10 protein-coding genes and 2 pseudogenes are annotated in these 10,579 nt (G+C 64.8%); 3 read left to right on the forward strand and 9 right to left on the reverse strand.

Annotated features, from left to right (window positions below; all coding sequences use genetic code 11):
• Both CRM90_RS08130 and CRM90_RS08135 read right to left on the reverse strand, forming a co-directional pair.
• Positions 1-447: pseudogene (locus CRM90_RS08130) on the reverse strand (hypothetical protein); the annotation flags it as partial.
• A 138-nt stretch (positions 448-585) separates the two neighbouring features.
• Positions 586-1,533: a PE-PPE domain-containing protein gene (locus CRM90_RS08135; RefSeq protein WP_102806510.1), complete on the reverse strand. Its 948-nt coding sequence runs from the start codon at positions 1,531-1,533 to the stop codon at positions 586-588.
• A 99-nt stretch (positions 1,534-1,632) separates the two neighbouring features.
• Here CRM90_RS08135 and dapB point away from each other — a divergent pair, with 99 nt between their 5' ends.
• From dapB to CRM90_RS08150, 3 genes are all read left to right on the forward strand, one after another.
• Positions 1,633-2,367: a 4-hydroxy-tetrahydrodipicolinate reductase gene (gene dapB / locus CRM90_RS08140; RefSeq protein ID WP_102806511.1), complete on the forward strand. Its 735-nt coding sequence runs from the start codon at positions 1,633-1,635 to the stop codon at positions 2,365-2,367.
• Positions 2,368-2,402: 35 nt separating this feature from the next.
• Positions 2,403-2,825: a tetratricopeptide repeat protein gene (locus CRM90_RS08145; RefSeq protein WP_102806741.1), complete on the forward strand. Its 423-nt coding sequence runs from the start codon at positions 2,403-2,405 to the stop codon at positions 2,823-2,825.
• A gap of 112 nt (positions 2,826-2,937) precedes the next feature.
• Positions 2,938-3,390 (forward strand): flavodoxin family protein, encoded by a 453-nt coding sequence (locus CRM90_RS08150; protein ID WP_102806512.1) that lies wholly within the window; start codon positions 2,938-2,940, stop codon positions 3,388-3,390.
• Positions 3,391-3,397: 7 nt separating this feature from the next.
• Here CRM90_RS08150 and CRM90_RS08155 read toward each other — a convergent pair.
• The 7 genes and pseudogenes from CRM90_RS08155 to CRM90_RS08185 all read right to left on the reverse strand — a co-directional run bounded on the left by CRM90_RS08155 (position 3,398) and on the right by CRM90_RS08185 (position 10,505).
• A pseudogene (locus CRM90_RS08155) lies at positions 3,398-6,421 on the reverse strand (FAD-dependent oxidoreductase).
• On the reverse strand, positions 6,418-6,825 hold the full coding sequence (locus CRM90_RS08160; protein ID WP_102806513.1) for an SCP-2 sterol transfer family protein: 408 nt from the start codon (positions 6,823-6,825) through the stop codon (positions 6,418-6,420). Before CRM90_RS08160 ends, CRM90_RS08155 begins: the two are co-directional and overlap by 4 nt.
• Complete coding sequence (locus CRM90_RS08165; RefSeq protein WP_102806514.1) at positions 6,818-7,840, reverse strand: hypothetical protein; 1,023 nt, start codon at positions 7,838-7,840, stop codon at positions 6,818-6,820. The genes CRM90_RS08160 and CRM90_RS08165 overlap by 8 nt, the downstream gene beginning before the upstream one ends.
• Complete coding sequence (locus CRM90_RS08170) at positions 7,837-8,115, reverse strand: hypothetical protein (RefSeq protein WP_233209220.1); 279 nt, start codon at positions 8,113-8,115, stop codon at positions 7,837-7,839. The genes CRM90_RS08165 and CRM90_RS08170 overlap by 4 nt, the downstream gene beginning before the upstream one ends.
• Positions 8,112-8,570 carry a hypothetical protein gene (locus CRM90_RS08175; RefSeq protein ID WP_102806515.1) on the reverse strand — a complete coding sequence of 153 codons (459 nt, stop codon included), beginning with the start codon at positions 8,568-8,570 and terminating at the stop codon, positions 8,112-8,114. Before CRM90_RS08175 ends, CRM90_RS08170 begins: the two co-directional genes overlap by 4 nt.
• Positions 8,567-9,772, reverse strand: coding sequence for a polyprenyl synthetase family protein (locus CRM90_RS08180; RefSeq protein WP_102806516.1), 1,206 nt, complete (start codon positions 9,770-9,772; stop codon positions 8,567-8,569). The genes CRM90_RS08175 and CRM90_RS08180 overlap by 4 nt, the downstream gene beginning before the upstream one ends.
• Positions 9,738-10,505, reverse strand: coding sequence for a hypothetical protein (locus CRM90_RS08185; protein WP_102806517.1), 768 nt, complete (start codon positions 10,503-10,505; stop codon positions 9,738-9,740). The genes CRM90_RS08180 and CRM90_RS08185 overlap by 35 nt, the downstream gene beginning before the upstream one ends.
• Positions 10,506-10,579 lie beyond the last annotated feature (74 nt).

The following is a 10,579-nucleotide window of genomic DNA, read 5'->3' on the forward strand; positions in this document are numbered from 1 at the left end:
CAACCTCCCCGCTGAAAACGACACCGACCGACTCCACGCAGCTTGACAACGCCCGAACTCGTGCGCTTTAGCGAAATTGCTGGTGATTCCGGCGATATCCGGGCTGAAGCTGACATCGCCCAGCCATCCTTCGCGGGCGGCTTCTGAGGCGCCCACCTGCTTCACGGCCTTGAGTGCGGACTCCAGGCGTGCGGCGTTTTCCGAGCCGAGCATGTCGATACGTTGCTGCTTTTCTCGGTCTGCCTGCTCCTTGCGTTTACGCGCGGCGGCATCAGCCCGGGCTGCTTGGTCGATGCGCGCCTGCTCCCGTGCGATGGCCTGGCGTTCCTCTAGTGCGCCGGCGCCCCGGTAAAGGGCGACGCCGAGAAGTACCAATCCACCGATGATGCCAACAGCGACGAGGAATCCAATCACCGCGTGCATATGGCTGCCCAACCAGCCAATCACCAACAAGAAAAGGAGGAGTCCGCCTATACCTCCGCCGGACGAGCGATTCCTGCTCACTGCACCCTTCTCCCATCAACACACTTTTCCGGATGCTAACGAGGGTGGCTGACAAGCGAATCGGAGGCGTTTTTCAACGAGTCAATGTCGGCGTGCCGACGAGGCGGTCGAGCCTTTCGGTTTGGGCTGGCTGGTCGACTTGGCGCTGCCGGAACCGGCTTTGGCGCGTTTCGTCGATGCTGCCTTGGCCGGTGGCGCAGCGGATCGAGTTGGCTGGACCGCGGCCGGCGCATGCGGATCGGGAATGTCGACCGGCCGGTGGTAGGCCGCCTCGATGATCGGGCGCAGTTTCTTGTCCAGCGCCGGGGCCAGTGGTCCGGCCCAGGCGACGAGCGGCAGTGTCTTCGTCGGGACCCACACGTAGGTGACATTGCCCGGCTGCCCGGCCACGTCCGGTGTGTACCGCAGGTTGTTCGGATCGTTGAGGTCGACGTTGCGGTAGTTGGTGTGGATGGCGAACATCCCGGCGAACGCATTGGCGACCGCAAGCAGGTTGCGTGTGTCGTCCGGCCAGTCGGCCCAGCCGTCGTATTGCCGGATCACCTCAATGCCGGTGTAGGCGGTGTCCACCGGCAGCCACGGAGTCGTGGAACTCTCGGTCTTGGCTCGTCGGCCGCCGTACGGATTCTCCGGATTGCCGATCGATACCCAGGTCAGCCGGGACGGGTCGGGTGCGGCGGCCGGGTCGGCGGCAAACCTGCGCAGGTCGGAATAGACGACCTGTCCGCCCTGGCTGTGCCCGAAGAGGACGATTTGCTCATCGGCGGGCAGACGCGCGATGGCCTGCTGAACTTTCGTCGCGCCCTGATCGGTGAAGGCGCCGCCGGGAAACGCGAAGTAGTCGACCGGCTGACAGTGATTCGGGCTCTTGCACAGGTCTCCGTGCAGCTGGGTCGGCACGAAGTGCACAAAGTGCTGCATCCCGACGAAGCCGCCCTCGAGCGTCAGCACCGTCGCGGCTGTGCTCACCGGAGCCGCCGCTATCAATGCGGCGCTCATTGCTACGGCCAATCCAGCTTTCGTGAACATCCCCGACCTCCCCAGAGAAATGGTAAGTCCTAGCAACCCACCCTGGACGGTGAATGGTGCATTGAGATGACGGCAGCGGTGCCTCGTTAGGCTGCAGGTATGCGAGTTGCGGTGCTGGGAGCCAGAGGCAAAGTCGGAACCACGATGTGCGACGCCGTCCGCGCGGCCGACGACCTGACGCTGAGCGCCGAAGTCGACGCCGGTGATGCGCTGTCGCTGCTTACCGACAGCGACACCGAGGTGGTCATCGACTTCACCCATCCCGATGTGGTGATGGACAACCTGAAGTTCCTCATCGACAACGGGATCCATGCCGTCGTCGGCACCACCGGCTTCACCGACGAGCGCCTGGACACCGTCCGGTCCTGGCTGGCCGACCGCCCCGAGTCCGCTGTTCTGATCGCCCCCAACTTCGCGATCGGCGCCGTGCTGTCGATGCACTTCGCGCAGAAGGCCGCGCCCTACTTCGAATCCGTCGAAGTGATCGAGCTGCACCACCCACACAAAGCTGACGCCCCCTCAGGTACTGCGACCCGCACCGCCCGGCTGATCGCCGAGGCACGAAAAGGCTTGCCGCCCAACCCCGATGCCACCAGTACCGGTTTGGACGGAGCTCGCGGTGCAGATGTCGACGGCGTGCCGGTGCACTCCATTCGGTTGACCGGGCTGGTCGCGCATCAGGAGGTGCTGTTCGGCACGCTCGGGGAGACGCTGACCATCCGGCACGACAGCCTGGACCGCACCTCGTTCGTGCCCGGCGTCCTGCTCGCAGTCCGCGAGGTCGCCAACCGGCCCGGCCTCACCATCGGAATCGAACCACTGCTCGACCTGTGAACGCCGCCCTGCGCGTCCAGCTCCTGATCGGCCTCATGTGTGCGGCCCTGGTTGTCTACTTTCTGCTGCTGGGCCGAACCGGGATCACTCTGATCGGCACCGGAACTCCGGTCGCGGTCGCGCTCGGCATGGGGGTGCTGATCCTTCCGGTGGTCGGGGTGTGGGCGATGGTGGCGACGCTGCGTGCCGGGTTCGCCCATCAGCGGCTGGCGCGGCTGGCCGCCGAGGCCGGGATGGAACTCGATGGGAGCCAGCTGCCGCGGACGCCGTCGGGACGTATCGAGCGCGACGCCGCGGACGAGCTGTTCGACACGGTGCGGGCTGAACTGGAAGCCGATCCGGACAACTGGCAGCGGTGGTACCGGCTGGCGCGGGCCTACGACTATGCCGGCGACCGCGGCCGAGCCCGTGAGACGATGCGCAAAGCCGTTGCCATGCAAGCGGAGGTGAGACGGTGACGGCTGATTCGCCGGGCGCGCGTCTCTGCAACGCCGTGAACACGGATGACGCGCGAGATCCCGGTCGTTGTGCTGACTTCCGCGGCGACCTGGCGCTGAAACGGTGTCGGAGATGAAGCGTCTTCTGATTGTGCATCACACGCCGTCGCCGCACTGCCACGAGATGTTCGAGGCGGTGCTCGCTGGCGCGACCGACCCCGAGATCGACGGGGTCGAGGTGATTCGCAGGCCGGCACTGACATGTTCGACCGCCGACATGTTGGAGGCGGACGGCTATCTACTGGGCAGCCCCGCCAATCTCGGCTACATCTCGGGCGCTCTCAAGCATGCTTTCGACCAGTCCTACTACCAGATCCTGGACTCCACCCGAGGCCGCCCGTTCGGCGTCTACCTGCACGGTAACGAGGGCACCGAGGGCGCGCAGCGCGCCATCGACGGCATCACCGCCGGGTTGGGCTGGGTGCGGGCGGCGGAGACGGTCATCGTGTCCGGCAAGCCGACCAAGGACGATCTGGAGGCGTGCTGGAACCTCGGCGCAACGGTCGCCGCTGGGCTGATGGAGTGACTACCTCTTAGCCTGACGGGGTGTCGATGCCTGGTTGAGAGAAGAGCGATTTGGCGACGATCGGTTGCACGGACGCCCGATCCACTCGACTCATCGCACTGGTGAATGCCGAAGCTGCTCGCGGGGTGGTGGCGTTCGACGGCTGACGGACGGCTGCCGCCTGTGCGGATGACGTGTTCGGGCTCTCCGCGATGATCCCCTGGCCCAGGCGGTCGATCTGATTTCCGGTGTCCAGAAAGGGCGGGATCAAGAGCTCCAACGGCTTCGAATCAGATACTTGCGTCGAATTTCGAAGGACTGGTCCGACTGCCACCACATTCGGCGGGGGTATCGGTCCCGCATTCTGGGCTTTCAACACATTGCTCTTGCTCCCGTCATCGTCGGGCTTGGTCGGGATGTCTGGCCCGCCATCGTGATGAGGGTGGGGAGTGGCTTGCACCGGGCCGACGAAGAGCGGTGCCGCGGCGGCGGCCTGGCCAGGCGCCGATGCTGTGGGCGCCATCTGCTCCAGATACTGCCGCCACGCCTGAAGGTAACCGAACAGCTGTTGTGCGTAGTCCGGCGCGGGCGGCGAGGGCTGTGCCGGCGACGGCATGGCGGGCATGGGATATCCAGCGGCCGCCGGGTTGGGCGGCATGAACGGATTGGCGGGAAGTTGAGGGCCACCGCTCGCGGTGGTCCACTGCTGCAGAAGCTGTTGTCCCGCTTGGAGATAGGCGAACAGCTGCTGCAGGTAATCCGGCGACGGTGTGAACATGGTTTAACCTCCTGCTGGTGCGGTCGGAAGGGCTGAGATGCCGAGCGGGTACGGAGCCACGATGTCCAAGGGGTGTGGCAGTGAACGCTCGCAAAAGTCTGAATCGATATTGCGGAGGGTGCGGGTGTCGGCCGGCTCTCGGTTCTCGATGTCGAACACATAGCAGTAGTCGCCGGCCGGTGTCGGCATCCGGATCGGACTGGACAGACTTTGGTCGAGGAAGCCGTACGGGAACACCCACTTCAGCGGCGGGCTCTTCTCCCGACGGTCGACGCCGCCCGATTCAACCCAGATGTAGTGGTCGAGAATGGCATTCACCGCATGGCGGCCCGACTCGCACGCGGCCTCCATCGACGTCAGGCGAGTGAACGTCTTGTTCCACGTGCCGGCGAAGACCACCGAATTGTTGTGGACTTGGTAGCCGCCGTGACGCGCTTGCCAGACGTTGTCCTTTTCGAGGTTTTCGACCCAGACGTCCTCCGGCGGGATGAAACTCCACGACGTACCATGCGGATTCCACGGCTCGGTGCTGGGCCGATTGCCCCAATCTCCCACGATGGGGACCAGATACGGAGTCTTGTTGCGGACCACCCGGCCTTGGCCCTGACCGGGCCCACCCGCCATGACGAGACCGCGATCGAGTGCGTACCACATCGGGCTCGGCACGACCCCTTGTCCGCCTGATCCTGAATCGCCGGCCAGTGCGGTGGTGATCTGGCGCCACACTTCCACGGCAATCTCATCGGGCGTGCAGTCGCGTGCCGCTTTAGGTCGGCCGGACTCGTCGAGCACGTAAGGAGACGGGGTATTGAAATCGCCGATGTCGACCGACAGCACCGAGACGTGGCCGTCGCGGTCGAGTATCGGACGCTTCTCCCAGAGTCCGGTCTGGTTGACCGACGACAGGGCCCACGGGCTGCCGACGTAAAGCATGTGTCCTCGAACGAGTTGAAACTCGGTGTCGAAGTAATATTGGATTCCACAAAGGGTTTGGAAGCGATCCCAGGGCACTCGGCCCAGTTCGTCTATCGAGTAGGGATCCCGCCACTGGGTGGGTCGGGTGGCGGAAGGTTGCAGCGGGCCCTCGGGTGGCGGCGCTGTGGTGGTGAAGCCCTCCAGCCTGGCCGCAGTACCGCCGGTGCCTCCCGTGTGCAGCGCGGTTGCGAGGTATTCGGCCGCGGGTGCATCGACAGCGACAACCGTGTAGTCCGCAGTCACCCGTGTACCGTTGGCGAACGCGATCTGCGCACGTGGCCGCAGATGCGCTGGCTGCTTTGGGTCTGGCACAGGCGGGTCAAGCCGGGTCGCCGCCGTATGGACGAACCGGACGCCGAGCGCGATCAGGTGGTGGTACCAATGGTCGAACCACGACTCGGTGGTGGGACCGTTGAGCACACCGTCGGCCTTGTTGTCGCGGCGATCCATGCTCAGGTACAGCTGCAGATTCGTGCTGAGATTCGTGCGCGCGTCCCCCCAGCGTGAGTCGAGGGCAACCAAAACTCTTGGCATCTGGCGCAATAGCGTGTCGCACTGCGCGGTGTAGGAGTATTTGTCCGTTCCGGTCTGGGGGTCGTGTCCGACGAGGAAGTCGTATGCCGAGACGTTCTGCAGTTCGAACCTGCGGCGCAGAGGGCTGGTCACAAGGTAGCGAAGCAGTCTGCTCTGGTAGGTTGCTATGTCGGTCGGAGCGAACCCAAAAGTCGTGAGTTGCGAAAGGACGCTGAGGAATTCAGCTGGGCTGCGCGGAAGTTCGCGGGGAAACACCAACGATGGCTCTCCGTCGGCGGTGGCGCCTTGGGTAACTACCCGTCGGACGTTGTCGTAGACAGTGCGCGAGGTCGGCGTCCAGTGCGATGTGCCGTCGGCTCGACGGGCGTTCTGGTAGACGGGTATTCGCTGGAACATGTCCCAGATGTGCAAGTAGTACGCGGGAAAGAAGCGAAAGCCATGCTCACCCGGCACCGCCCGCCCGGGTGCCGGCGGGCGGCCACGACGCCCGGGGAAGGGCCGCAGCTCAGCTTGGCTTCCGTTGTATGTGCCGACCGTCGAATATTGGGACGCGGCGAGACCGCCGAGTTTGACAGGCGGATACGCCCCGGCGAATGTGGGGCCCAACCCGTTTCGTTCGTCGTGTTCTGCCTCATAGACCGTGACCACGAAACCTCGCTCGGCGAGTTCCTGAGCAGCGGTCAACCCCGCGATGCCGGCACCGATCACCGCTACGGTCGGACGGCGCTTACACGACGCCGGTGTCGTTATGCCGTGGTCGGTCACGTTGCACCAGCCCGCAGTTCGGACAGCAGTGCGGGTACCGACGCCGCCCGGACTGCACCGTGTATGTATGCCAGCAGTGTGTCGTGTGCGCGCTGAATGTCATCGAGGCACCCGTGCACCGACACCGCGCCGCCTTCCACGGCCTCGTCGAGACCGGCGTTGGCATCGATCAGATCGAGAATGGTGGTTCGCGACGTTCGGATCCGGACGTTGGCCGCCTGCGCGGAGCCGTCCGAGACCTGGAGGCGATGCCCCTGCGCGCGGACCGAAAACACGTCGTCGCCGACGCCGAGTTCGACCACCATCGGCCCGAGTTCGGCAACCATGAACCGGTAACTGGCGGGCACATCTTCCTCGAGATGCTCGATTGACCGCCGGAAGAGCGACGAGACCTGTTCAGCCATAAAGGAACTCGAATACACCGGTACCGTCGAAGGCGAAGTTCTCGCCCTTGATCGTGCCGTGCACCCGAACCGTCCCGTCTGTTTCACACAGCACAGTCGAGCGGTCGGGGCGCACTTCGCTTGGTTGCGCCAGACGAGCGTAGGAACGCGAATGGAACTCGGCATGCACGGAGTCGCCCACACGTGCCGCGGTGACCGTCACCCGCTCCGGCACACCGGGTATCTCGCCGTCGAGCAGTAGCCGCATAGGAGGGGGGAGAGTGCAATCGGCCGTGCGGGTGAGCCTGCCGTCCGAGCGCGCCTGGACTGCTGCGTGCCGGAATATCGCGGCGGGTTCGTCGTGGCGCCATACGTAGAGCGATCGCGATACCGACCGCAACCAGCTGCGGTCGGTTATCTCGACGAACACCATCGACCACGGGTCGTCGGGGGCCGTGGGCAGGATGGTTCCCCAGGTCCAGCCGAAATCGTCGCCCCAGCGGAATCGGCCCCAGTTGTGGTCGTGATAGGCCAGGTCGTCGTCGAATCGGTGATCTCGGCCGCCGATGTGCAGCCAGCCCTGCGCGCGCAGTCGTGGCACGAACAGCCAGCTGATCCGGCCTTCGCCAGCCGGTTCGTTGCGAACCACGAACGGCCGGCTGGTCGCGGCGAAGTGTAAATCACCCCGAATGTCTCGGTCGGGCAGATCTATTGACAGACGGTAGCCGTCAGCCCGGACGGTCATCCGGTTGTTGCCGATCGACAGGCCGCCCAGATCCAGTGAGACCTCGATCGCGTGTCCGTCGAACCGCTCAATGGCACCGGTCCAGTTCTCGTCGTGGGCGATCACGATGACGCGGGGTGCCGGTCGCACCTCGTCGGCTCCGAAGACTTCGTTGTTGAGGCTGAAGTTGATCAACACCCGCACGCCGTGACCGTGGATCACGAAGTGATGCCACTCCTTGAAGCCCGCGGGCCGGGCGCCGGCCAAGATCGGAGTTCGCAGAAAGTCGCTGCGCGCGAGCACGGCGCTCATCGCAGGAACCTTGCTATCGGGACGGTCGAGTCCGCGTCGATGCTCGTATGCAGTTGTTGGGTGCAGCAGTTGGCTATTCGCTCGACGGCCGAACCCAGGCTGGCGAGCCCCAGCAGGGCGTACCCGAAGTCATCGCAGTCCCGTACCGGGGCGGCGCCGGGGTCGGTGTCGGAGGCCAGAGCGCGAACCATTTCGGCGAGAGCAGCAAGACCGACCAGATAACCGATGAAATCGCTCTTGTCGGCGAGCGCGTCACGAGGCTCGGTGAGTGTCATGTGAACCCCTCGGGCCGCAGCCGCGCCAAGGTGGTGTCGTCGAGGCCGTGTCCGACGAGAGCATCGACCAGGAGATCGGCCCAGGCGTCGGGGGTTCCGCTGGGCGCAGCGGGGCCGCCGAGAGTGTTGAGGCTCACCATCTCCCACACCCGGCGCAGGTTCTCCACCGATTCGGACGCTGCCAGTCCGTCGCGCAGTCGCGCTCCGCGGGGAGTATGGGCATAGCGGCGTCCCTCGGCCACCAGAAGGTCGTGCAGCCTGCGAGCGGCTGCTGGGTTGCCGAGCACCGCACGCCGGGCGCCGATCAGCAGGTCGAAGAACGCCCGTTGCGTCCCATCGGCCTCTTCTGGTGGCGGCGGGTGCAAGTGTGGTGTCTCCCGCTCGATGAGGTCGAGAGTGAGTTCGCGGAGTCGCTCGAGTTCCGCGAGCATGCCGGCCATCTGTTCGGGGGTCATCGCGTCCGCCCGTGCACGTAGTCCACGAGATCGGCCAGCACGTCGCGGTGACGGCTGTGCGGGAACCAGTCGAACGTTGCCAGCACCGCGGCCGCCTGCCGGGTATGTGTCGCGGCGACATCACGCGCATGCCGCAGCGATCCGACGTCGTGCATCAAGTCGAACAGCCAGCGAATGTCATTGATACTCTTGCAGTCCGACGGCTGGTGCCCCTGCAGGCGGGCTTCGAGTTCGACGCGCCCTGCCTGGGACAGTTCGCCTTGTGCCGCCAGTCGGTCCAGCAGCTCGGTCAGACCTTCACCGTCGGGACTCGGGCGGCGCTTGGCCAAAACCCCCAGGGCCCGAGCCTGATCCTTCGGTTCGGCGTGCCGCAGGGTGTGCAGGAGCATCAGGGTTCGCTTGCCCTCCCACAGATCCCCGCCGATCTCCTTGCCGTACTCCTGCGGGTCGCCCCGAAGATTGAGCAGGTCGTCGGTGATCTGGAATGCCGCGCCGAGATGGCGTCCGAAGGACTCCAACGGGTCCATCCGCTCGGGCCCGACCCCCGCCGCGATAGCGCCCGCTTGTAGGGGTGTGATGAAGGTGTACCAACTGGTTTTCAGTTCCACCATCCTCAGGTAGTCGGCGTCGTCGAGCTGCCAACTGTTGGACCGCACCCAGTCGAGCTCCAAAGCTTGGCCGTCGACGGTCAGCCGCGTCATCTTGGCCACCGCGCGCAGGATGCGCAGTGCCGGCCCGAGTCCCACTCGCTCGACATTGTCGAGCAGCGGTTGCAGTGACAGTGAGAGCATGGCATCGCCGACATTGATGGCGATCGGGACACCGTGGTCGATGTGCAAGGTGGGTTTGCCGCGCCGCCACCAGGATTCGTCCTCGATGTCATCGTGGATCAGAAACGCGTTGTGGTAGAGCTCCAGGGTTGCCGCCGTGGGTAGCACCGCTTCGAGATGGCCGCCGAGCCCGAGGCATGTCGCGATGCTCAGCGCAGGCCGAAGCGCCTTACCGCCGCGCAGCGGATAGTCGAGGATCAGATCGTAGAGGCTGCCGTTTCCACGCTCACCCGGACCGTACAGCCGTGCTATTTCACCGTCGCAGGCCTCTTTACACAGTGCGAGATAGTCGTCGAGCGGGCGTGCCGGTGGCGGCGTGGGCCCGCTTGAAGCGGGCTTAGGGGTTGTGGATATTGGCGAGGCCGAGGTCATCCGTGATCCTCAAGGCGTACCGGATCCGTGCGGTGAGCTGTATATGGCCGCCGCCGGTCTCGCCGTCGATCTCCAGGCTCGGCGGAAGGCTGACGGCGACGTCTACCGGCTCCTCGGCAGGCGACGCATCAGGCGCTGAGCCCTGGGGGATTCGCCTTCGACGGCCAAGCACCACGATCCGCGTGTCAGGGTCCGCTCCGTCGAGATGCGTGGTCCGGTGCAGTGCGTTGACGTTCGCCCCGGTGAGCAGGCCGTCCAAAATTGAAGACCCGCTGACAAACTGGCTGAGATTGGTCAGCCCCTTCGTGTTGGTGATCAGGCACGATGGCGCCCGATACCCGCCATCCTCCACATGCGCACGGGCGGTGATCAGTTTCTTCAGCAGATCATTGTCGCCGTTGGTTGTTGGCAGGCTCAGGGTCGCGCTTGTGTAGAGCTGCGGCAGGATCGCGTCATCGACGTTCTTGGCGAGCACCTTCGTCCTGGCCATGACTTCCGTGAGTAGTGCGTCAGGAGTGGGCCCATTCGCTTGGGCGAGAGTCACGTCAAACGGCAGTTGTGCCAATGTCAGATTGAGAAAGCCCGGCGGATTGTATTTGCCGTCAGCGACTTGGATCTGGCCGGGATCACCGACGTCCCAGTGCGGGATGGCCTGCCAGACAATGCTGCATTGCGCGAAAGTGTCGCGAACCGCCTGGTTGGCCAAGGCGAATCGTTCTGCGCTCAAATACATGACTACGGACCCCCGACAAGTCGTAGATGTTTCGCCTGATCATGGCAGAGGAAATCGACGAGCGCGCAAGTAAT

The organism is Mycobacterium sp. ENV421 (assembly GCF_002887815.1).
GTDB lineage: Bacteria > Actinomycetota > Actinomycetes > Mycobacteriales > Mycobacteriaceae > Mycobacterium.